Raw genomic sequence first — 21,076 nt, forward strand, 5'->3', positions numbered from 1 at the left:
TTCCTGTTTTTTAGCGTTTCCGACTAATCAATCGCGCTGTTCGTAAAATCGATGGCAACAATTTACGACGCTGGCGGAACGCGAGATAGCGTCCTTCCCAAGATGGTTTGAACTTCTGTTTGAACTGTCGCAAGCCACTGAACGGATAGATGTAACTGATGTTTTCAAAAATGTCGGCGGCGACGCGCTCCGGCCAATGGGAGAACGTCTGCTCTCCGACGGCGGCAAGTGGTGCCACGCCGAGTCCGACATGATCATAGCCTTCTGCGCGAGCCCATTCGATGATGTGAAGGATTAACACTTCAATCGATCCGGTCGGCGCATCATTTTTCGAACGCATCAAATCGATGGAGATGGCCCCTTCTCCCCGGAGTAGCGAAATGAAAGCCACGACGACACCGTCCGCATCTCGCAACAAGGCAATCGGATAACGTGTCAACGTTTCATAGTTGAAGAATCCGAGAGAGAAGCCTTTCTCATTTCGATTCCCGATCCATTCGTCTGAGATGTCTTTTAACTCTTGTAACAGCAAGAGGCTCGGTTCACAGACGATGTCGAACGTGATTCCCTTCTTCTCAAACTGATTGTAGAGAGAGCGCATATTTGCACGCTTCTTCCCGGATAAGGAGAAGGCCGAGACGTCAATCGTCGCCTCTTCCCCTAATTTGAAGAACGTGAATCCGGCATCATGAAGGCGAGGCATCCAATTCGGTGTAATTTGATAAAATAAAGGAATATACCCGATTCGATCCGCATCTTCAATGAATCGCGTCAAAAGAGAAGTCGCAGCCTGCTTCTCGCCTTGGATATCACCAAGGACGATGGCATGGTTCCGAGACGTCGCAAACAACAGACACGCATCTCCGGCCTCATTCATGTAAAAACGCTTATCTGCCATATGGGCCAAGTCAAAACTGCTCGATGTGGGCTGTGTTGCTTGGAACTGTCGGATGCGATGTTCATCATAGGCCTCTCCAAGCGCCGGACGTTTCCAACGATCGAACAAGAGCAGGAGTACACTTGCTACGATTGAAGTTAACAATAAGACGAACGTCGTCAACCAACCGGCTTGATGCGATGTGAAGAATAAGTTGTCTGTACCTGCGAATGACTGCAATAAGAGGGCGTGGGTGCCGACATAGAGCAGGACGTAAATCAAGCTTCGGATGAGACGTCCTGTCGTTAAAATCGAACGGTATCGGACGTGTCGTTTACGTGTCAACCAGACGAACATCGCAAACCCGATGACGACGAAGGTCTCAAACAGGTTTAACCCACGAGCGATGACTCCGATGGTCGCCAAGATGAAGGCAGTGTTGAGTAACCAGAGTGTTCGTTTTGTCCGAACATACATGCCATAGACGGATAAAAACATGAGAAGTCCGGCACTCAATAAGAAAAGGGTCCCAATCCATTCAAACCAGCGATTCACTTCATAGAGCGGCGTCACGCTCGGGAGAAGCGTCTGGAACCAAATCAACAGACTGCTCATGAGTGCGATGAGACTTCCAGTCAAGCGTCCAATCTTCGCAAGCGTCCGCGAAACGACGCGCCAGACGACGGTCCCAATCTCATAAGAAGACCCGATGATTGGCCGATACTCGATTTGTTTGACGACCTGATCTCCGAATGCGATGGCTGCGAGAAAAAGTCCAATTAAAAAGGGAACGACAAAATAAACGAATCGATAGATGATTAGTGAAGACAAAACGATGTCTTGATGAATCCCAAGTTGAGTCATCCCAACGAGATACAGTAAGTCAAACGTTCCGGCACCCCCAGGGACGAGGGAGACGACACCGACGACCGTCGCGACGATGAATACCCCGAAGAGTTGCACGAACGAGGCCGACCCGTCTAGTAACGTCAAGGCATAAATGGCGACGAATCCTGCGGTGACCCATTCTGCGATCGAGGTCATCGTGTACCCGAGCAGAGTGGACCACCCGACATTTGATCGGCGTGATGTGACGAACAAATAAAATGGGAGCATCGCACTCACGGCGAGTAGCACCGGCCAAATCCATGGTTTCGTACCGATAAGCCCGCCAGCCGGGAAAATCTCGAGGAGCACACCGATGGAAAGAATGGACAGACCACTGATGAGTGTCGGGGTCATCCAGCCGATGGCACGGAGTAGGCGTTTCGTATCCGTATAGGGACGGTAGAGGGAGGTACGAAGCGCGATCCCGATCACGCCGCCGAAGCCGAGCATCCCGTTCATCGAGTTCGTGATCCACGCTGTTTGAACGATTTTTCGTTTCGGTAGCTCGATATGTAAAGAGCGTAGCAGGAAATAGTCATAGCCCGTCATCGTCAAGACAGCGATCCCACCGAGTAGGATGAGTGTGAACTGTTCCCAACCGGTCAGTTGTTTCAGTGTCGTGAAGGCGGTCGCGAGCGAGAGGTCTTTCAACTCTTGTCCGCTCTGAATCAAAATCAAGCCGATTAACGCTATAGGAATGAGCCATTTTAATTGTTTCCATGAAAAACGAGTACGCATTGCGATCTTCTCCTTATCTGCCATAGGACTGACAGCAGCTTCTGTCTAAATCGTACTATAGGATACGATTGAAATCTGTAAAACGTTTCAAAAAGAGGGGATTGTAAGCGCAAGAAAGAGGACGAAATGTTAATTTTAGATTTGCTACAGTGAGAGAAGAAAGGGGTGTGGAGATGTTGACGTTTGACGAAAAGTGGGCGAAAGTGCTCGCCTGCGATGCAACTTATGACGGATTGTTCTATACAGCCGTAAAAACGACAGGGATCTATTGTCGACCATCGTGCCGATCCCGCAAACCGAAGAAAGAGAACGTTGATTTTTACGTAACGAGAGAAGAAGCGGAGACAAATGGATTTCGACCGTGCAAGCGATGTCAGCCAGAAGTCGAACACGCCCCACACCGTGCGCTCGTTCAACAAGTGACGGCGTATCTCGTGAACCATTATAAACAACCCATTCGCCTTGAACAGATTGCCGAACACGCCCAACTGAGTCCCTTTCATTTGGAGCGGACATTCACCCAGGCGACAGGAGAGACTCCGAGGCAACTACTTGAACGGATTCGAATCGACAAGGCGGCTTATTTATTGCGAACGACCGACATGAGTAATCTGACGGTCTGCTATGAGGTCGGGTTTCAAACACCATCGAACTTTTACCGTGTGTTCCGACAAGTAAAAGGCTGTACACCGAACATGTATCGAAAAGGAGAGGACCTATGACAGAGATGCTACTTGCTGTTCAGCAGCCGTTTGATTTTCAAGAGTGTCTCGTCTTTTTAAGTCGGTCAGAACAAGAAGTGCTCCATGTGACCACACCTGACACGGTTCGAAAGTTGATGCGAATCGGGGAACGGCTCATCCTGATCGAGCTTCGAGAAGAGGGGAATCACATTCATGTACGGTTCCCTTTCGATGAAGTATCAGAGACAGAAAAAGAACGTGTCGCACGTGAGGTACGAGACTGGTTAGACCTTGATCGTGATTTAGCGCCGTTTGAAGCGATGGGTGAAGAGGATGAATTGCTGGCTCCTTTGATTGAAGCACATCGCGGATTACGGATGATTGGCTTTCCAGATTTGTTCGAAGCACTCGTTTGGGCCATCATCGGGCAACAGATCACCTTGTCGTTTGCGTATACGATCAAACGACGCTTTGTTGAACGATATGGAGACCATCGAGTCGTCGAAGGAAGAGCGTACTGGACGTTCCCGTGGGCGGAACGAATCGCCTTGCTCGAACCGGAAGGATTACGTGAGCTTCAATTCAGTCGCAGGAAAGCAGAGTATGTCATTGATATTGCACGGGAAATAACGAATGGAGACCTGTCAAAAACGGCTTTACAATCACACTCTTCAGCTGATATCCGTCAACGGTTACTCGCGATAAGAGGTGTCGGAGCATGGACGGCAGACTATGTGTTGATGAAGTGTTTTCAGGACGCATCAGCCTTTCCGATTGCGGATGTCGGATTGCATCAAGCGATTCAGCATCAGTTAGGGACAGCGAAGAAACCAACGATTGAAGAAGTGAAGCGTTACGGTGAATCGTGGCAAGGTTGGGAAGGATACGCGACATTCTATCTGTGGAGGTCATTATATGGGAACGTATAAATTAGACGTGGAGACACCGATTGGCGTCCTAGAAATCATCGGGGCGGAGCAGGTCGTTCAATCGATTTTATTCGTCGAACGGGAAAGCAAACGAAGTATGGAGCAAGATGTACCAAATGTATTGCGACAGTGCCGGGATGAACTAAACGCCTACTTTCGTGGCGAGCGTATGACGTTCACGTTCCCGACTGAGCAAATCGGGACAACGTTTCAGCATGACGTGTGGGATGCGTTACAAACCATCCCGTATGCGGAGACGGCTTCTTACCGCGAACTTGCCGAACGCGTGAAGCGACCTACGGCTGTTCGCGCAGTCGGAGCAACGAACGGACGCAACAAACTGAGCATCGTCGTGCCTTGTCATCGCGTCATCGGATCGACTGGGAAATTGACGGGCTATGCCGGTGGACTTTGGCGAAAAGAATGGCTCCTGCAACATGAAAAACAAGTCGCACATCACCCCCAGTAAAAAACATTTCCCCCTCCAAATCTGCTACACTAGAAGAGGTCCTATCGTGACGTCGGAATCGACGAAGTTATAGGATGATTCCCGTCACTTATGGAGAAAGTTTTGGAGGAATGCATGATTAAATTATTAGCAGATTCAACGTGTGACTTATCGGATGAAGTGCTTGAACGGTACAACATCGGGGTCGCGCCGTTGATCATCACCATGAACAATATGTCTTACCAGGACCGGGTGGATATCCAGCCGGATGATTTTTACGGAATGTTGGAAGCGCTCCCGGAATTCCCGACGACGGCGATGCCGAGCCCGGCGACGTTCTTGAAATTGATGGAAGATGCGGTTGCTGCCGGCCATGAGGAGATTTTATGTATCTGTATGTCGAGCGGCACGAGCGGCTCGTATCAATCGGCGGTCATCGGAAAAGAGTACTTTGAAGAAGCGCATCCTGACTCACCTGTCAAAATCTATGTCGTCGACTCTCGTTCGATGAGTCACGGTAGCGGCTGGCTGTTGCTGAAGAGCGCACAGATGCGTGAAGCCGGTTCGACGTTCGAAGAGCTCGTTGATTTCAATGAGACGTACAAGACAAAAGTAAAACACTTCTTATCCGTAGATGACCTCGACCATTTGATCAAGAGCGGACGGCTCTCAAACGCGAGTGCCATTATCGGAAAACTACTCATGGTAAAACCCATCATGAGTATGAAGAACGGGAAAGGTGCCATTGTTGCCAAGGAACGAGGCACCCGTAAAGTGCTGAAGCATTATACGGACGAGTTCGTGAAACGCGTCAACCCGGACATCACGAATTTCGTGATCATCGGGTACACATCGGACCAACGGATTGCGGAGAACTTAAAAGCGAAGCTCGAAACCGAAACCGATTTTGCCGGCGAGATTTACCTCATGCAGATGGGGGTCTCGGTCGGGACACATGTCGGGCTTGGTGCCATCTCGATGTTTTTCGTAGAGAAGTGACAAAAGCCGTCTCATCGCGAGACGGCTTATTTGTTTGGCCAAATATGCCCGATGACCGGTGTGCTGTCGTGATAATCGAGACGATAGACATCTGGGTTACGCATCTTACGCCATGTCTCAAAGTCATATTGCGGGTCGAGATGTTGCAATAAGAGTGCGAGCAGATTGCCGTGTGTCACTAATAGGGTTGAAGCATACGGAGCTTTGGCGTGCTCGACGACTTGTAGGATGCGCTGCGTCGCCTCCTCAGCCGATTCGGCACCAGGCAACTTGAACGTCGGGTCGCTGAACGACTGACGTAATGGGGTCAGCCAGTCTTCGAGCGGTTCGTGAGATAGGATGCGTTCTCTCAGTAACGGTTCACGTTCAATCGAGAGGTGATGAGCATCGGCGAGTGGCGTGACCGAAGCGACTGCACGGGTATAATCGCTTGAGATGATCCGGTCGATTGTGAGTTCAGAAAAGAAATCGCGAAGCCATAAAGACTGGGCGTGACCGTCTTCTGTGAGCGGTGAGTCAGGTTCTTGGCCCGCGGCTGAGCAGTGGCGAACCAAATAGAGTGTGGGCATATGGATTCTCCTTGATCATTTTTAGTGAAAAGCCAATAATGAAATATATGTAAAACTATTTCATATCATAGAATATATTTCAATTTACTTAATGATAAGTAGGAGGAACAAATGGATCATTTGAAAAGACAATTAGAAAACTCTCTTTATACTGGGTTTATAGATAAAGATCATTATCATTCTAGTCCGTTTAAACCAGAACTTTTAGTAAACGAACGAGTTAAAAGACAGGATGTATTGACCGCGTTACTCGATGAATTGAAAATTTGTAAGAAGTTTCGATTTGCTGTTGCGTTCATTACAGAATCAGGACTGGCAACACTTAAATCAACATTATATGACTTAAATCAAAAAGGTATTCGAGGCGAGATTATCACTTCTACATATCAACTGTTTAATCAGCCAAAAATGTTCAAAGAACTTTTGAAAATTTCGAATGTTGACGTAAAAATTGCAGATGTGAATGCATTTCATTCAAAAGGATATATTTTTCAACATGAAGGCTACTTTTCATTAATTGTTGGTAGTTCAAACTTAACTGCAGGAGCATTAAAAACAAACTACGAATGGAATATTAAACTAACATCTCATGAAAACGGTGAAATTGTTCAACACTTTTTCAATCGATTCGAAACAATGTGGAATGAATCGATTCCTCTAACCTTAGAATGGATTAAAGCCTATGAAAATGTATATCGTCCAATGGTTAGAGATCGAGTTGCTGAGTTTCCAAGTATGCACGATTTTAATCAAGTCAAGCGGGAGCTTGAAATTAAGCCGAATGACATGCAGCGTTCTGCTTTAGACGGTATTGACGCAGTCCGACAGCAAGGTCATCAACGCGCACTTGTTGTATCAGCTACGGGGACTGGGAAAACATACTTAGCTGCATTTGATGTTCGTCGATATGAACCGAAGCGAATGTTATTTGTAGTCCATCGTGAACAAATTTTGAAAAAAGCCATAAATGATTTTCATAAAGTGATTGGTGGGAACATTGAAGATTACGGTATATTGTCAGGAACAAGTCGAGTAATTGACTCTAAATATGTGTTTGCAACGATTCAAACCATCTCAAAGGATGAAACTTTATATCAATTTGCACAAGAAACTTTTGATTACATGTTGATTGATGAAAGTCATCGGGCCGGAGCCAATACATATCAAAAACTGTTAGAATATTTCACTCCGAAGTTCTTACTTGGAATGACCGCTACTCCTGAACGATCAGATGGATATGATTTGTTCAGACTATTCGATTACAACATTGCATATGAAATTCGTTTACAAGAAGCACTTGAAGAAAATATGCTATGTCCATTCCATTATTTCGGGGTAACTGATCTTGAAATTGATGGGGAGCAAAAAGAAATTGAAGTGTTCCAAAAACTTGTATCAACTGAAAGAGTTGAGCGGATTATTGAAAAGATTAAATACTACGGCTATTCAGGTGAAAAGTTGCGAGGACTAATGTTCTGCAGTTCTAAAAAAGAAGCAATATATTTGTCTGAGCAATTAAATGCTCGAGGCTTTAAAACATGTGCTTTAACCGGGAATGATGCTCAAGCAAAACGAAAGCAAGAGGTAAATAATCTAGAACAGGGATTACTCGACTATATTCTCACTGTGGACATATTTAACGAAGGGATCGATATACCAAGCATTAATCAAGTTGTAATGCTTCGACAAACTGAATCGAGTATTATCTTTATTCAACAATTAGGAAGGGGCTTACGAAAGCATAAATCTAAACGATATGTAACCGTTATTGATTTTATAGCAAACTATAAAAATAATTATTTAATTCCAATTGCTCTCTCAGGTGATCGTTCTCAAAATAAAGATTCTATTCGTCGTAAAGTAATCGATCGGAGCTATATCTCTGGTACATCAACTATTAATTTTGAAGCGGTTGCTAAAGAACGAATTTATGAATCAATCAACCAAGCAAGATTAACCGATTTAAAAACTTTAAAAGAAGCATATCAGAACTTGAAAAATCGATTAGGTAGACAACCTATGTTGACTGACTTTATAGATAATCACTCAATGGATCCGGTTGTTATAGCAACTAAAAATGGACATTATGGTGCTTTTTTAAGAGTTGTTGAAAGTGAAGTGCCCCCTCTTTCGAAAGAAGAAGAGCAAATTTTACTTATGGCAACCCAAGAACTTTTATCAGGTAAAAGAATACATGAGATTTATTTGTTAAAACTTTTGGTATCTGATCTCTCTATAAGTAAATTCAATTTTATTAACTACTTACATGATCATCATGTTCGAGTAGATGATGCAACGCTCAAATCAGTAGAGAATGTATTATCTTTAAATTTCTTTAACGATGCAGACCGAAAGAAATATAGTAATAAGCCGTATATTGAATTTGATCGTGACACGTATCGATTATCTTCACATATACAAACTATGTTACAAAATGAGTGGTTTGCTAAGTTATTAAACGACTTACTAGAAGCATCAATCCTAAGAAGTAAACGATATAATCAAACAAAACCGTTAACGAGATTGGAAAAGTATACGAGAAAAGATGTATGTCGATTATTAAATTGGGAAAAAGAAGAGCAATCTACAATGTATGGTTATAAAGTTAAGCATCATACATGTCCTATATTTGTAACGTATCATAAAAGTGAAGACGTTGAAGCTAGTGTTAATTATGGTGATTCCTTTATTAGTCCAGAGGTATTTCATTGGTATACTCGAAGTCGAAGAACCACAAAATCTGAAGAAGTACGTAAAATTATTGATTCAGAGAAAGAAAACATTGATATCCATCTATTTGTGAAAAAAGATGACGATGAAGGCGGAGATTTTTATTATTTAGGTGAAGTGAAACCCGATCAACAATCTATACAAAACACAACAATGCTAAATAAAAATGGTCAAGAACTTCCTGTAGTCACGATGAATTTAATGCTAAAAGAGAGTGTCGATCAACAGATATATGATTACTTGCATGAGAAAACACATTAAAAAAAGCCGAGGCGTACCTTATACGTTCTCGGCTTTAGTTATTTGATTAATCACATCATTTACTGCAGGTATGTCGGCTGGTGCCCATACAAGAGAATGTAAATTTTCACGCTTTAGCCAGATTAATGCATCATGTTCTGTTGCTACGGGATTTCCTGATTTTAATTCAGCACGTAGTGAAATCAATTGAATAATAAAAGACTCATATTCATGAACGTGTTCGTTAATGATTTCATGCGCAGTAATTTCGCATTGTAGTTCTTCGTATATTTCACGCTCGAGTGCTTCTTGTAGATTCTCACCATCCTCGACTTTTCCTCCGGGAAATTCCCACATATTTGGAATTAGCATTGTTGTTGAACGAAGTGCACAAAGAATTTCCTTTTTTTCATTTTCAATAACTGCTGCTACCACTTTTACTGTTTTTTTCATTGATACTCCCTCATTTTTGAGATTTGATTACATCCATCATAACATTCGTCTTTTCATTATAAATTCAAACTTCACTTAAAGAATTTTTTCGCACTAAACCCCTTATCATTCATCACAAAAGAGTTATAATCGGTATAACGATTATAAAATATACGATTGAGGAATGGGGATTCTTCAATCGTATGACAAAAAATTCAGGGGATAAGGATGGGGTTTTCATGAGCAGTACGCAAACGAGAACAGACGTCATTTTGATTGGGGCAGGGATTATGAGCGCAACGCTCGGTTCACTCTTTAAAGAGCTCGTACCGGAGTGGAACATCAAAGTGTTCGAAAAGCTCGATGCAGCAGGGGAAGAAAGTTCAAACGAATGGAATAACGCAGGTACGGGACATGCCGCACTTTGCGAATTAAACTATACAACAGAGAACGCAGACGGGACGATTGACATCTCCAAAGCGGTCAACGTCAACGAGCAGTTCCAAATCTCGCGCCAGTTTTGGGCGCACCTCGTCAAGCAAGGACTGATTGAGAATCCAGGAGCCTTTATTCGTTCAATCCCACATATGAGCATGGTCCAAGGGGAGAAGAACGTCGATTTCTTGAAACGCCGTTTGGAAGCGCTCACAACGAATCCGTTGTTTGAAGGGATGGTCTTATCGGACGATCCGAGTCAATTACAGGAATGGATCCCGCTCATCATGGACGGACGGACACCGGATGAACCGATTGCTGCGACGAAAATCGACTCAGGGACAGACGTGAACTTTGGCGCATTGACACGTATGTTGTTTGACCATCTCACATCGAACGGGGTCGAAGTCAACTATGGCCATAGCGTCGAGGACGTGAAGCGCCTCGAGAACGGTCATTGGGAAGTGAAAATAAAAGACATGTCTCAGAACACGATTGAGACGCATACGGCACCGTTTCTCTTTATCGGAGGCGGTGGTGGCAGTTTGCCGCTCTTACAAAAGACAGGGATTCCGGAATCGAAACAAATCGGAGGATTCCCAGTCAGCGGTCTCTTCCTCGTTTGTAAAAATCGCGAGGTCATCGAGCAACATCACGCCAAAGTGTATGGTAAAGCGAAGGTCGGGGCACCACCGATGTCGGTCCCGCATCTCGACACTCGTTTTATCGATGGACGCAAAGAGTTGCTGTTTGGACCGTTCGCCGGCTTCACACCGAAATTCTTAAAAACAGGATCGAACTTGGATTTGATTCGTTCGGTCAAGCCGAACAACGTCATCACGATGCTTGCCGCAGGGGCGAAAGAGATGCCACTTACGAAATACTTGATCGAGCAGGTACTCTTGTCTCACGACAAACGGATGGATGAACTCCGTGAATTCATCCCGAATGCCAAGAATGAAGATTGGGAAATCGTCGTGGCGGGGCAACGTGTGCAGGTCATCAAAGATACACCGCAAGGAAAAGGAACACTTCAATTCGGAACGGAAGTCGTCAGTGCCGAAGATGGGTCGGTCGCGGCACTTCTCGGTGCTTCTCCAGGCGCATCGACGGCCGTGCACGTCATGTTGAAAGTGCTCGAGCAGTGCTTCCCGCAATACTTACCGGAGTGGGAACCGAAAATCAAAGAGATGGTCCCGTCGTATGGCTTGAAGCTGTCGGAACATCCGGATTTATTCAAGACGATTCACGAATCGACGGCGGTCACGCTCGGTTTAGAGGAAAAGGACATGGTTCACAATTAATAGATTCAAGACGAGTATACAATCGTATGCTCGTCTTTTCTTTGAATTCTGTGGGAGGGAACCAAAAAAGTGGGTATTTACAGAAATAGGAATATGGAAAAGAGGTGATGGCTCATCAAGCCGATTAAATTGAGTCACTGGGAGCAGAAAAAATATGCGCGTTATTTACGTCATCTGCGAACATACGATGATCACTTTGAGTATTGTGTCATTCCGAACTATGAGGAGTATGCCATGGAATTGAAGACAGAGTCGATTCAACTCGCTGATTGTTTTGCTGTGCTGATGCGTCAGAACGATCACTATATCCTCGTCTCCATAGCGTTAGATGGAGAATGGGAACTCAAACGTGTGTTGCAATGGCTCGACCTCCACGAAGTGAGATTGTTTCATCCTACACAGGACACATTGATTCTGTCGAACGTACAGGATGTGATTGATGCGGTCACATTTCAAGGATACCCTCTCGTACTAGTCGAGAAGGGAACAAACGTGTTATTCGTCGGTCCTGAATATCTAGAGGAAGTGACAGACGAATTTGAGCACTATCACAAAATTACGAATACGGCGTCGGCAGAGTCACTCCAAATTGAAGATGAATAGGGAGCGGTGTCTCATGAATCGAATCGGATTGAAAGAGTTTGTTGAGAGGGGCACTACGAATGAATACTTACGACCGTTTGTCAGTAAATGCAAAACGTCGAACCCCAATGTTTTCATTGTAGGCATTAATCCGGCCTCTTCGATTTTGAAAACAGATGTGGATCATGATGTCGATCGATACATTGATTTAATAATGGACCGGGAATCGTTTCTAACATTCATTCAGCAGAAGAACATAGAAAAGGGGAAGCGACCTTTTTCAAAGACAAGGATTGGATTGAATCAACTGGTTAATCAGTTAGAAACGCAGTCGAATGAAGCGATTGAAGTGTTAGAGACGAATATCAATGCGTATGCGACGCCAACAGCAAAAAAACTAAAAGCAATTCATCCTTCTATTAAACAAAGCGGTCAAGAATGGTTTCACAAATTAATGCGTGAACATACTCCAGCTGTCGTCATCGTGCATAGTCTGGATGCGACACGTGATTTGATGAAATGGTTAATCGCCAACGAGATGATACAATCATCGGTTTACAATCGGTCTTATCGGCTCAGAGACTGGATTGACTTGGGTCCTATTCCACTCAACTATCCTAGTGGTGCGACAGGCGTCGTGTTTTGCACGAAGCACTTGAAGTACTATGGATGGAAGGGAAATGCGTTTCAACAGTTAAGAGAGGATGTATTAACCCAATTTAACGAGAGATGACAAAAACCGTTCACCCGAAGCAAGACACATCGTCTTTGCTTGTACTGAACGGTTTTAGCACATTTAGACCATCCGTAAGAAGGTCTTGGCCTGCTGTTCGAGTGTGGCGGCCGAATCCGCCAGTTTTTCAAACTCACGGACCGTCTGTTCGAGTTGTCCGGAGCTATCTTTGACTTTATGGGAGATGCGTCCGATGCTTGTCGACACGTCATCGATGCGTTTGACGATGCCCTCGATGTTGTTATTTACTTCGGTGATAGAGAGCGAGACTTTGTTTGAAAGATTGCGCACCTCTGTCGCGACGACATTGAAGCCGCGTCCATGTTCACCTGCGCGTGCCACCTCGATTGCGGCATTGAGTGCGAGAAGGTTGGTTTGCGCAGCGATTTCGCGAATCGTTCGGACAATATCCGTGATCGTTTTCGCCTCTTGTTGGAGAGCATGTAAATGCTCTAGGTTTTGAGTCGACTCTTGTTCAATCAGTTTGACGTTTTCGAGTACGTGTTCTCCGTCTTGTTTCCCGATTTGGGACTGGGCAGATAAGTATTCAGACGTCTCTTGAAGATTATTCGCCATGTGGAGTACGTCTTGTTGCCGTGACGTGATATCGGCTGCAATCTTTGAAACGCCGATGACGTTCTGGTGGGCATCATCGAAGATCGGCATGTAGGTCGCCTCTAGCCAGACACTATGACCATCAGCGGCACGTCGTTCAATCTTGTCGTGATAACTCAACCCTTGCATGAGTTTACGCCAAAACAGGTCGTATTGGGGACTGTTCGCAAACTCGGGCAAGCAAAGATCACGATGGGGGCGTCCCATCAGTTCCTTGACTTCGTAGCCCATCGTTTTGGCAAAAATCTCGTTGACGTAGGCGACGCGACGATGTTCATCAAAGCGAATGATAGCCAGATTGTTTTCGATTGCCCGAACAACGTGCGAGTCGGTGACATGGGTCGTACTAGAGTGCAGTTGCATCCTAACATCCTCCCTATATCAGTTGATTTGTTTGTATTAGGATACCCGATAACTGTCAAAATAAGTATATGATTGTAGCAAAATAAAAAGACCACTTCCAAATGGAAGGGTCAAGGTGTGAGTGTCGCCATGCTTTCATGTAAGTACTCGCCAATCGTGCGCTCGATGTCGCTCTCTGAACGCTCGAGGGCAAGGGAGAGCTCTTTCACCAAAATCGTTTTGGCATTCTCTAAAATTTTACGATCTTGTTCGTATAGCTTTTTGTTCGCTTGAAGCGCCTCGATTTGTCGACGGCTCAATGTATTGACCACTTGGGCAATCTCGTGACGGTTTCCTGAATGCACGACATTCAAAAATTCACGATTGCGGTTGTTGGAATGCGGATTCCATTCCACGCCAGGCGAGCGGAACGACTCTAAAATCTCTGATGCCTCGTCTGCTTCCAGTAACGTCAACATCATCACGTTGTCATTATCGACAGGAATGCTGATTTGCAACTTTTGTGAGTTGTTGATGGGGTGAAGCGTATAGTACGATTTCGTCTCTCCTGCGACCGTTTTGTCCGAAATGTCGTCGATGCGACATACGCCATGGGTCGAGTAGATGATTAAGTCTCCAGTTTTAAACAAGTCGATCACCTCTTCCTTACCTATAAGCATAGTCATTCAGAAGATGAAATGTCAACTCGGTTGACGTTTTGGGTCATGTATGCATATGAAAAACCGTGTCACCATCAAGCTGACACGGTCATAGTTTCCAATCCAAGCGTAGAATGGTTTTCAGTTGTTCAAACGCCTCTTGGCCGATGCTTTCTTGGATCCGTTGCTCAAGTTGTGCTTTGAGCGTCTCGTTTTGCTCATAACAAGTGTGACCGAGCGAGGTCAACTCGATACATTTGTCTTTTCGATTTTGTGGATGGTCTGTCACGAGAACGAGCGCTTTACTTTCGAGGTTCTTGATCAGTTTATGAATCGCTTGTCGAGAAATATGGACACTGCGCGTAACCTCGGCAATCGTTCTTTTCGACTGATAAAGTGTCGCGAGAATATACCATTCCGAGTTCGAGAGTTGGATATCACTTTGTTCATTCCAAGATTGTTCACTCATACGTCGAACTTGATCATTGCGCTCTGACAACAAATCAAGTAGACGGGTTGACGTTGATGGAGTCAAATCAAGTCACTCCTCTTTCATTTCCGGCTTTTAGACGTTCCTAACTATACAAAAGCAACTATACCCCGTCAACGTCAATCTAGAACAAAACGGGGCACATGGCCCCGTTTTGATTAGCAGTGTTTATTTTTGAAGTCGATGACCATAGCGATACTGACGCGATCTCCAACTTTCAAACTCGTAACATCGTCTGCGATTTGAGATATGATCCCAATCCCTTCATGACCGAGCACACGTCCTTGGACATCACCGAAGTCACCCGCGGCGACGTGAAGGTCTGTGTGACACACGCCACAATACTCGACATCGACGAGCGCTTCGCCTGTTTATAATGGAAAGAACGGAATAAAAGTGTTTTATTTTTGAATAGCATTTGTCTGAAAGATGAACTTTTCTCACACAAAGATTTAGGGGAATAGAGATAGAGAAAGTAGACGAAAGGAGTGTTATTTATATGACACGAACAGCGTTATTTCACGCATATAAATCAAAGATTTTGCAGCTATCAAATTTAGAAGAAGAGACGTTGAAAAATGAAGACTTTTTGTTAGACCGTGATGAAAAGAAACAACTTGAGATCTATTACGCACCGTTCGAATACATCAATCCGGATGCGAAAGTCGTCATCGCGGGAATCACGCCAGGCTTGTATCAGATGCGTCAGTCGTTTGAGGCGATTCGTGACATGAAGGATGTGACAGACGAAGAGGCGCTTCGAGCCGTCAAACAGCGTGGCAGTTTTTCCGGTCCGATTCGAAAGAACTTAGTGACGATGCTGGACGATTTGGAGTTACATCATCATCTAGGGATCGAATCCTCCCTCGATTTGTTTGGATCAGCGAACCATCTCGTTCAAAATACAGCGGTTCTTCCTTATCCTGTTTTCTATAAAGGCAAGAACTATAACGGATCGAGCCCGGATATGATTCGAACGGAGCTGTTTCGACCATACGTAGAAGGAGTCTTTGCAGAAGAGATGGCCCATCTTCAAGATGCGCTCATCTTACCGATGGGTGTGAACGTGAGGCGAGCCGTGGAGTTATTGGTTGAGCGAGGGCTCTTGGATCAAGATCGCGTAGTGAGTGGATTTCCACATCCGTCTGGTGGGAACGGTCATCGCCATCGCATCTTCGCCGAAAATCGAGACGCCATGAAACGACACATTGCTGAACATTTCAAAAGACATCCACTCTGAACCGCAGGGGGGTTCTTTTCATGTGAGCACATGAACTGACATCGACTCTTTACTTCGATAAAATGATAAACGGTTGACTCACTCACGAGATGTAGAAAGGATGTCCGCCATGATCACATTGTCGTCCGTCCATAAGCGTTATGGACAAGAGATGGCCGTCCGCGATGTATCGCTTCATATTCGAAAAGGGGAGATTTACGGCATCATCGGCGCGAGCGGTGCCGGGAAGTCGACGCTTCTTCGATTGATGAATTTGTTGGAGAAACCGGATGCTGGGAGCGTCACGGTCGATGGCGACCAGTTGACCGAACTCTCTAACCGGGAACTACGCAAGAAGCGACATCGAATCGGTATGATTTTTCAACAATTTAATCTTGTTGCGAATAAGAACGTCTTTGATAACGTCCTCGATTCACTGAAGCTTGCCAAACGGCCGAAATCATCATGGGAGACACGCGTGATGGAATGTCTCCGGTTCGTTGGACTCGAAGCGTATCGCGATAAATATCCTTCCCAGTTGAGTGGGGGACAGAAGCAACGTGTCGCGATCGCAAGGGCACTCGCGAGCGAACCGAGCGTACTCCTCTGCGATGAACCGACCTCTTCTCTCGACCCGAATACGACGGCAGAAGTGCTGCGTGTCCTCGAGTCGGTCAATGAACAACTCGGTGTCACCGTCGTTCTCGTCACGCATGAGATGGATGTCATCCGTCAAATCTGTCATCGCGTCACCGTCATGGCAGACGGATCCGTTCATGAGACGATTGAGAGGGGGCCGACAGGGGTGGTCGCCATCGATCAGAATCCAAGTTGGTTCGTCGAACAGTTGCGAGAGGAAGGTGAAGCGAATGTCTGAAATCTTGGTCCGCTATCAATCAGAGATTTGGCAGTCCATTGCCGAGACGTTCATTATGGTCGGGGTATCGATTCTCGCCGCTATTCTAGTCGGATTGCCATTAGGCACGTGGCTTTACCTTTCGCGTAAAGGACAATTGTTAGAGAATCAAATCGTCTTCTCCGTCCTCAATCTGGTCGTTAACATCGTCCGGTCTTTCCCGTTCTTGTTACTCGTCGTGTTTTTGATTCCATTTACACGGCTTATTATCGGGACGGCCATCGGAACAGCAGCAGCGACAGTGCCGCTCTCCATCATTGCCATTGCACATTATGCGCGCCTCGTCGAACAGTCGTTGATTGATGTCCCACGCGGGGTCATCGAAGCGGCACTCTCGATGGGCGCAACGGTTAAAGATATCATCTTTAAATTTCTATATGTGGAAGCCCGGTCCGGTCTTGTCCTCGGATTGACTACATCCATCATCAGTTTTATCTCATACTCGACGATTATGGGAGTCGTCGGGGGTGGTGGCATCGGTGACTTTGCCATCCGTTATGGATATCAACAATTTCAGACAGAACTCATGCTCTATATGATTCTCATCATGCTCGTCTTCGTACAGTTGATTCAATTCACGGGCACGACCGTGGCACGCATCATCGACAAACGCTAAATAGAAAGTAGGAAATGAATATGAAAAAATTGATGGCTCTTCTTGCCTCACTCACACTCGTCCTCGCAGCATGTGGGAACGATACAGAAACACAAACGGAACAAGCGAACGAATCACAGACATTGAAAGTCGCGTCACTCATCCCACCTATGACAGATATGCTTGAAATTGCGAAAGAACAGCTCGCAGAAGAGAACATCGAACTCGAAATCGTCGTCCTCGGAGACAACGTCCAGCCGAACTCGGCACTTGCTGCAAAAGAAGTTGATGCGAACTTCTTCCAACACGTTCCGTACATGGAAGAGTTCAACCGCAGCAACGATGCGAATCTCGTTCCAATCGAACCGATTTATTTCGCAAACTATGGTGTATACGCAAAAAACTATGACAAGATGGAAGACATTCCGGAAGGCGCGACAATCGCCATCGCCAACGACGTATCGAACATCGACCGTTCGCTCTCCCTGCTCGCACAACATGATGTGATCGAGCTCGGAGAGAAAGAAGGCACGTACTATACACAGGCCGATATCACATCGAACCCGAAAAACTTCAAATTTGAAGAAGTCGACTTATTGATGCTCGCGCGCGCGTACGATGATGTCGATGCGGTCTTGATGACACCGGCTTACGCTGCACCGCTCGGTTTGACACCGAAGAGTGACGCACTCTTAACAGAAGGCGTCGAGAATGATTTCGCCATCACGCTTGTCGCACGTGAAGACAACAAGGATGACGAAGCGATCCAAAAACTCGGCGAAGCGCTCACAAGTGACGAAGTCCGTGCGTTCTTGCAAGAGAACTATGATGAAACGGCCATTCCGGCGTTTTAAACAAAAAAGATTGAGCCATCTAGGCTCAATCTTTTTTAGTACTCTTCGTATTCTCGCGGGTCTTGGTCATCGATGCGACCATCCGGTTTCGTCAACGCATTGAGCGTCTCTATCTCTTCCTCGGTCAATTCGAAGTTGAAGACGTCGAGATTCTCTTTTTGGTGCAACTCGCTAGACGAGCGGGCGAGCGGAATGACACCAAGCTGCACGTGCCAACGCAAGATGACTTGAGACACGCTCTTTCCTTTTTGTTTGGCGAGCTCGGTGATCTTCTCGTCATGGATGACCGTGCGGGCGCGACTGAGTGGGCTCCACGCTTCTGTGATGATGCCGCGTTCTTTATCAGCTTGCCGCTGTTCGACTTGCGAGAAGTACGGGTGTAACTCGATTTGGTTAATGACCGGTGTTTCTCCCGTTTCTTCAATCAAGCGGTCTAGGTGCTCCGGCATGAAGTTCGATACCCCAATAGAGCGGATCCATCCGTTTTTCTTCGCTTGAATCAAGGCACGCCATGCCTCGACGTACTTGTCTTGTTTCGGGTTTGGCCAATGCAAGAGGAACAAATCCCAATAGTCGAGGTTCGCTCGATATAGGGACTCTCGAATCATCTCGAGCGCCTGATCGTAGTCATAATATTGCGCGCGCAGTTTCGATGTTAAGAAAAGTTGTTCACGCGGGATGCCGGATTGGCGAACCGCTTCACCAACCGTGCCTTCATTATCGTAGCGAATCGCCGAATCGATGAGTCGATATCCGTTCCGGATGGCGCATGTGATGGCGTCGACCCCTGCTTCACCTTTCAAATAAACCGTCCCGAGTCCGATGGCCGGAATCTCATAACCGTCATATAGCTTGATTGTTGGAATACCCATCAAATGCCTCCCCATTCAAAATCCGTTCTCTTCTCCGCTATTCCACTTTCCTTGGAAATGAAACGTTTGAATGTGAGGTCAACGTCGAAACGCTTTGATCAAACCTTCTGCTAAATCGAGAATACACACGATGATGATGGTGAGTAAGACACTCCAGACGCCCCAACGACTGATTGTTTCAAGGTCGGCGTTGATTTGCTCAGCAATCAACGGGAGCGCTTCGGTCGAAATTAGATCGGGTTGCAGCATAATGAGCGCTGTGACGACAATCCATACGATATTGAAGAGCGCGTTCCATAAGGCGAGCGGCTTTGTCCAATGTCGAACCATCCATTTGTAAATGGCGATGGCGATCCCAAAGGCGGCCAGGGCGATGACAAACGGGAAGAATTGATCCAAGACCGACGCATTGAGTAGCGGATAGGATTCACTATCTGTGACAACACGAATCAACTGCTCGGCGTTGACATACAATACGACCATCAGAACGGTGGCGATAAAGTCAAACAAAATCGAACCAAAATAAATCGAGGTCGAACGTGGTTTTACCTTCTTGAGTTGCTCAGGTTTCCAACTAGAGAAAGGCACTTCACCCTCAGGTACAGCACGTTCAATGATGAAGAACGTGAGGGTGATCCAGAATAGCGTCTGAACGACGACATTGAAGATAGCCGCACCAGTTTGAAGGAATGCTTGAATCAAGAATTGACTCCAAGACGTGTCGTCGATGGGATTGGTCAAATAACCGATGATCGAGAGAATGGTGACAACCGTGACGGCAATCGGTAAGACGATTTTAATGATGTTCACGTACTGTGTGAAGAGAGCAGGACCGATGAGATAAAGTGGTCGGTTCGCGTAGCGAGCAGCGAGGATTTGAGGGTCGCCGAGTTGGCGCAATGCTTCAAATAAAGCCGCTTCAGACGAGTCATTTCCAGTCATGTCATCAATGGTCGATTCCAATTCGAGTGCGACGTCTTGCCGCATCGACTCTGGGATTCGAGAGGTGACTTCATCGATATACACATCACGAAGATTCATGATCGTTTCCTCCTTCAATTAGACGGGTCAATGTTTTCGACATGTTCATCCATTCCACGTACAACTCATTCAAAATATCCATTCCGTCTGGGCTGAGCACATAGTACTTGCGAGGTCGACTCTCCGTCGTGTCCCAGGAACTCGTGACGAGTCCTTGTTTTTCCAGTCGACGCAAGAGCGGGTAAAGCGTACTTTGATCAATGTTGATATCGGCATCTAGCAGTGCTTGAACGAGAGAATAGCCGTATTGGGGTGTCTTCAACTGACTGAGCACCGCAATCGTCAACGTGCCGCGCCGCAACTCCGTCACCAACGAGGCTTTTACATCAGACATTTTTTCGCCTCCTTCATTCGTTTATCTTTATACTATATATCATACACTATAAGTTATCATACATCAATGTGAATAAAAAACGTTGAGTCATTTCCTGATTTTGGGATAATAAAGAGGAGGTGATGTTGATGAAGTGGTGGTGGATGGTTGGCGGTGTGGTGATCGCCAGTTTATTGACGATCAATGCACAATGGTATGGGAATGCGGCGACGTTTGGGGTACCGATTGGCTGGATCATCATGCTGCTAGTCTTGGCACAGTTTCGAAAGCCGACATCGACTCCGTGGGCGGTGTCGGTCGGAGTGATGAGTGTAGGGGTGGCGATTTTGCTCTCGATTCCGAGCTACTCGTTAGCTGAGGCAGAAGAGACGTTGAGCAAAACGTACAATGACGTGGAGTACATGGAGAGCGTTCCGACGACCGGAGGAGAATGGAATCCATTCTCTCCTCGAGTGGGCTATCGGTTTGAAACGGAGAGCGGAGACTCGATTTTATTCATCCCGGACTCGGGGAAGACGTTTGAACTATAAAAAAGACTCGCTCTCATGATAG

22 protein-coding genes and 1 pseudogene are annotated in these 21,076 nt (G+C 45.9%); 13 read left to right on the top strand and 10 right to left on the bottom strand.

Features of this window, described 5'->3' with window-relative positions:
- Positions 1 to 10: 10 nt before the first annotated feature.
- On the bottom strand, positions 11 to 2,503 hold the full coding sequence (gene mprF, locus KNO68_RS09725; RefSeq protein ID WP_215112426.1) for a bifunctional lysylphosphatidylglycerol flippase/synthetase MprF: 2,493 nt from the start codon (positions 2,501 to 2,503) through the stop codon (positions 11 to 13).
- A 173-nt stretch (positions 2,504 to 2,676) separates the two neighbouring features.
- Here mprF and KNO68_RS09730 point away from each other — a divergent pair, with 173 nt between their 5' ends.
- The 4 genes from KNO68_RS09730 (at position 2,677) to KNO68_RS09745 (ending at position 5,562) form a co-directional block, all read left to right on the top strand.
- Positions 2,677 to 3,225, top strand: a complete 549-nt coding sequence (locus KNO68_RS09730) for a bifunctional transcriptional activator/DNA repair enzyme AdaA (protein WP_031424154.1) — start codon at positions 2,677 to 2,679, stop codon at positions 3,223 to 3,225.
- Complete coding sequence (locus KNO68_RS09735; RefSeq protein ID WP_214813504.1) at positions 3,222 to 4,115, top strand: DNA-3-methyladenine glycosylase family protein; 894 nt, start codon at positions 3,222 to 3,224, stop codon at positions 4,113 to 4,115. Before KNO68_RS09730 ends, KNO68_RS09735 begins: the two co-directional genes overlap by 4 nt.
- Positions 4,102 to 4,584, top strand: coding sequence for a methylated-DNA--[protein]-cysteine S-methyltransferase (locus KNO68_RS09740; protein ID WP_214813507.1), 483 nt, complete (start codon positions 4,102 to 4,104; stop codon positions 4,582 to 4,584). Before KNO68_RS09735 ends, KNO68_RS09740 begins: the two co-directional genes overlap by 14 nt.
- Positions 4,585 to 4,698: 114 nt before the next feature.
- Entirely contained in the window at positions 4,699 to 5,562 is an 864-nt protein-coding gene (locus tag KNO68_RS09745; RefSeq protein WP_214684946.1) for a DegV family protein, read from the top strand.
- A 26-nt stretch (positions 5,563 to 5,588) separates the two neighbouring features.
- Here KNO68_RS09745 and KNO68_RS09750 read toward each other — a convergent pair whose 3' ends face one another.
- A complete protein-coding gene (locus tag KNO68_RS09750; RefSeq protein ID WP_215112427.1) occupies positions 5,589 to 6,131 on the bottom strand; it encodes a histidine phosphatase family protein in 543 nt (180 codons plus the stop codon).
- A gap of 111 nt (positions 6,132 to 6,242) precedes the next feature.
- On the opposite strand from KNO68_RS09750, the gene KNO68_RS09755 reads away from it, so the two are divergent.
- Positions 6,243 to 9,122: a DEAD/DEAH box helicase gene (locus KNO68_RS09755; RefSeq protein WP_214684950.1), complete on the top strand. Its 2,880-nt coding sequence runs from the start codon at positions 6,243 to 6,245 to the stop codon at positions 9,120 to 9,122.
- An 18-nt stretch (positions 9,123 to 9,140) separates the two neighbouring features.
- Here KNO68_RS09755 and KNO68_RS09760 read toward each other — a convergent pair whose 3' ends face one another.
- The gene (locus tag KNO68_RS09760; protein WP_214684951.1) at positions 9,141 to 9,554 is read right to left on the bottom strand and encodes a (deoxy)nucleoside triphosphate pyrophosphohydrolase; all 414 of its coding nucleotides are present in this window, start codon (positions 9,552 to 9,554) and stop codon (positions 9,141 to 9,143) included.
- A gap of 218 nt (positions 9,555 to 9,772) precedes the next feature.
- Between KNO68_RS09760 and KNO68_RS09765 the strand changes: the two genes are divergently transcribed.
- The 3 genes from KNO68_RS09765 to KNO68_RS09775 all read left to right on the top strand — a co-directional run bounded on the left by KNO68_RS09765 (position 9,773) and on the right by KNO68_RS09775 (position 12,587).
- The gene (locus KNO68_RS09765; protein ID WP_214684952.1) at positions 9,773 to 11,272 is read left to right on the top strand and encodes a malate:quinone oxidoreductase; all 1,500 of its coding nucleotides are present in this window, start codon (positions 9,773 to 9,775) and stop codon (positions 11,270 to 11,272) included.
- Positions 11,273 to 11,506: 234 nt separating this feature from the next.
- Positions 11,507 to 11,875 (top strand): hypothetical protein, encoded by a 369-nt coding sequence (locus tag KNO68_RS09770; protein WP_214684953.1) that lies wholly within the window; start codon positions 11,507 to 11,509, stop codon positions 11,873 to 11,875.
- Between the two features lie 13 nt (positions 11,876 to 11,888).
- Positions 11,889 to 12,587, top strand: a complete 699-nt coding sequence (locus tag KNO68_RS09775; protein ID WP_215112428.1) for a hypothetical protein — start codon at positions 11,889 to 11,891, stop codon at positions 12,585 to 12,587.
- Between the two features lie 63 nt (positions 12,588 to 12,650).
- Here the strand turns inward: KNO68_RS09775 and KNO68_RS09780 are convergent, their stop codons facing one another.
- The 4 genes and pseudogenes from KNO68_RS09780 to KNO68_RS09795 all read right to left on the bottom strand — a co-directional run.
- Complete coding sequence (locus KNO68_RS09780) at positions 12,651 to 13,565, bottom strand: methyl-accepting chemotaxis protein (protein ID WP_215112429.1); 915 nt, start codon at positions 13,563 to 13,565, stop codon at positions 12,651 to 12,653.
- A gap of 110 nt (positions 13,566 to 13,675) precedes the next feature.
- Positions 13,676 to 14,203 carry a CarD family transcriptional regulator gene (locus tag KNO68_RS09785; protein WP_143180210.1) on the bottom strand — a complete coding sequence of 176 codons (528 nt, stop codon included), beginning with the start codon at positions 14,201 to 14,203 and terminating at the stop codon, positions 13,676 to 13,678.
- A 109-nt stretch (positions 14,204 to 14,312) separates the two neighbouring features.
- A complete protein-coding gene (locus KNO68_RS09790; protein ID WP_214684958.1) occupies positions 14,313 to 14,738 on the bottom strand; it encodes a MarR family winged helix-turn-helix transcriptional regulator in 426 nt (141 codons plus the stop codon).
- A gap of 113 nt (positions 14,739 to 14,851) precedes the next feature.
- Positions 14,852 to 15,064: pseudogene (locus KNO68_RS09795) on the bottom strand (alcohol dehydrogenase catalytic domain-containing protein); the annotation flags it as partial.
- Between the two features lie 128 nt (positions 15,065 to 15,192).
- Between KNO68_RS09795 and KNO68_RS09800 the strand changes: the two are divergent.
- From KNO68_RS09800 to KNO68_RS09815, 4 genes are all read left to right on the top strand, one after another.
- Positions 15,193 to 15,933, top strand: a complete 741-nt coding sequence (locus tag KNO68_RS09800; RefSeq protein ID WP_214757672.1) for a hypothetical protein — start codon at positions 15,193 to 15,195, stop codon at positions 15,931 to 15,933.
- A 109-nt stretch (positions 15,934 to 16,042) separates the two neighbouring features.
- Entirely contained in the window at positions 16,043 to 16,789 is a 747-nt protein-coding gene (locus KNO68_RS09805) for a methionine ABC transporter ATP-binding protein (RefSeq protein WP_214757670.1), read from the top strand.
- Positions 16,782 to 17,444: a methionine ABC transporter permease gene (locus tag KNO68_RS09810; RefSeq protein ID WP_214757668.1), complete on the top strand. Its 663-nt coding sequence runs from the start codon at positions 16,782 to 16,784 to the stop codon at positions 17,442 to 17,444. Before KNO68_RS09805 ends, KNO68_RS09810 begins: the two co-directional genes overlap by 8 nt.
- A gap of 20 nt (positions 17,445 to 17,464) precedes the next feature.
- Positions 17,465 to 18,277 (top strand): MetQ/NlpA family ABC transporter substrate-binding protein, encoded by an 813-nt coding sequence (locus KNO68_RS09815; RefSeq protein WP_215112430.1) that lies wholly within the window; start codon positions 17,465 to 17,467, stop codon positions 18,275 to 18,277.
- 35 nt (positions 18,278 to 18,312) lie between these two features.
- Here the strand turns inward: KNO68_RS09815 and KNO68_RS09820 are convergent, their stop codons facing one another.
- From KNO68_RS09820 to KNO68_RS09830, 3 genes are all read right to left on the bottom strand, one after another.
- On the bottom strand, positions 18,313 to 19,149 hold the full coding sequence (locus KNO68_RS09820) for an aldo/keto reductase (protein WP_215112431.1): 837 nt from the start codon (positions 19,147 to 19,149) through the stop codon (positions 18,313 to 18,315).
- Between the two features lie 78 nt (positions 19,150 to 19,227).
- Positions 19,228 to 20,190 carry an HAAS signaling domain-containing protein gene (locus tag KNO68_RS09825; RefSeq protein ID WP_214757662.1) on the bottom strand — a complete coding sequence of 321 codons (963 nt, stop codon included), beginning with the start codon at positions 20,188 to 20,190 and terminating at the stop codon, positions 19,228 to 19,230.
- Positions 20,177 to 20,524 (bottom strand): PadR family transcriptional regulator, encoded by a 348-nt coding sequence (locus tag KNO68_RS09830; RefSeq protein ID WP_015880292.1) that lies wholly within the window; start codon positions 20,522 to 20,524, stop codon positions 20,177 to 20,179. The genes KNO68_RS09825 and KNO68_RS09830 overlap by 14 nt, the downstream gene beginning before the upstream one ends.
- Before the next feature lie 128 nt (positions 20,525 to 20,652).
- Here KNO68_RS09830 and KNO68_RS09835 point away from each other — a divergent pair, with 128 nt between their 5' ends.
- Positions 20,653 to 21,054 carry a hypothetical protein gene (locus tag KNO68_RS09835; RefSeq protein ID WP_214684970.1) on the top strand — a complete coding sequence of 134 codons (402 nt, stop codon included), beginning with the start codon at positions 20,653 to 20,655 and terminating at the stop codon, positions 21,052 to 21,054.
- Positions 21,055 to 21,076: the final 22 nt, after the last annotated feature.

It is taken from the genome of Exiguobacterium sp. s75 (assembly GCF_018617145.1).
GTDB classification, from domain to species: domain Bacteria; phylum Bacillota; class Bacilli; order Exiguobacteriales; family Exiguobacteriaceae; genus Exiguobacterium; species Exiguobacterium profundum.

Bases quoted from the DNA above. Each gene is read 5' to 3' on its own strand.
- mprF (WP_215112426.1), bottom strand. From the start codon at position 2,503: ATGCGTACTCGTTTTTCATGGAAACAATTAAAATGGCTCATTCCTATA.
- KNO68_RS09730 (WP_031424154.1), top strand. From the start codon at position 2,677: ATGTTGACGTTTGACGAAAAGTGGGCGAAAGTGCTCGCCTGCGATGCA.
- KNO68_RS09735 (WP_214813504.1), top strand. From the start codon at position 3,222: ATGACAGAGATGCTACTTGCTGTTCAGCAGCCGTTTGATTTTCAAGAG.
- KNO68_RS09740 (WP_214813507.1), top strand. From the start codon at position 4,102: ATGGGAACGTATAAATTAGACGTGGAGACACCGATTGGCGTCCTAGAA.
- KNO68_RS09745 (WP_214684946.1), top strand. From the start codon at position 4,699: ATGATTAAATTATTAGCAGATTCAACGTGTGACTTATCGGATGAAGTG.
- KNO68_RS09750 (WP_215112427.1), bottom strand. From the start codon at position 6,131: ATGCCCACACTCTATTTGGTTCGCCACTGCTCAGCCGCGGGCCAAGAA.
- KNO68_RS09755 (WP_214684950.1), top strand. From the start codon at position 6,243: ATGGATCATTTGAAAAGACAATTAGAAAACTCTCTTTATACTGGGTTT.
- KNO68_RS09760 (WP_214684951.1), bottom strand. From the start codon at position 9,554: ATGAAAAAAACAGTAAAAGTGGTAGCAGCAGTTATTGAAAATGAAAAA.
- KNO68_RS09765 (WP_214684952.1), top strand. From the start codon at position 9,773: ATGAGCAGTACGCAAACGAGAACAGACGTCATTTTGATTGGGGCAGGG.
- KNO68_RS09770 (WP_214684953.1), top strand. From the start codon at position 11,507: ATGGAATTGAAGACAGAGTCGATTCAACTCGCTGATTGTTTTGCTGTG.
- KNO68_RS09775 (WP_215112428.1), top strand. From the start codon at position 11,889: ATGAATCGAATCGGATTGAAAGAGTTTGTTGAGAGGGGCACTACGAAT.
- KNO68_RS09780 (WP_215112429.1), bottom strand. From the start codon at position 13,565: ATGCAACTGCACTCTAGTACGACCCATGTCACCGACTCGCACGTTGTT.
- KNO68_RS09800 (WP_214757672.1), top strand. From the start codon at position 15,193: ATGACACGAACAGCGTTATTTCACGCATATAAATCAAAGATTTTGCAG.
- KNO68_RS09805 (WP_214757670.1), top strand. From the start codon at position 16,043: ATGATCACATTGTCGTCCGTCCATAAGCGTTATGGACAAGAGATGGCC.
- KNO68_RS09810 (WP_214757668.1), top strand. From the start codon at position 16,782: ATGTCTGAAATCTTGGTCCGCTATCAATCAGAGATTTGGCAGTCCATT.
- KNO68_RS09815 (WP_215112430.1), top strand. From the start codon at position 17,465: ATGAAAAAATTGATGGCTCTTCTTGCCTCACTCACACTCGTCCTCGCA.
- KNO68_RS09820 (WP_215112431.1), bottom strand. From the start codon at position 19,149: ATGGGTATTCCAACAATCAAGCTATATGACGGTTATGAGATTCCGGCC.
- KNO68_RS09825 (WP_214757662.1), bottom strand. From the start codon at position 20,190: ATGAATCTTCGTGATGTGTATATCGATGAAGTCACCTCTCGAATCCCA.
- KNO68_RS09830 (WP_015880292.1), bottom strand. From the start codon at position 20,524: ATGTCTGATGTAAAAGCCTCGTTGGTGACGGAGTTGCGGCGCGGCACG.
- KNO68_RS09835 (WP_214684970.1), top strand. From the start codon at position 20,653: ATGAAGTGGTGGTGGATGGTTGGCGGTGTGGTGATCGCCAGTTTATTG.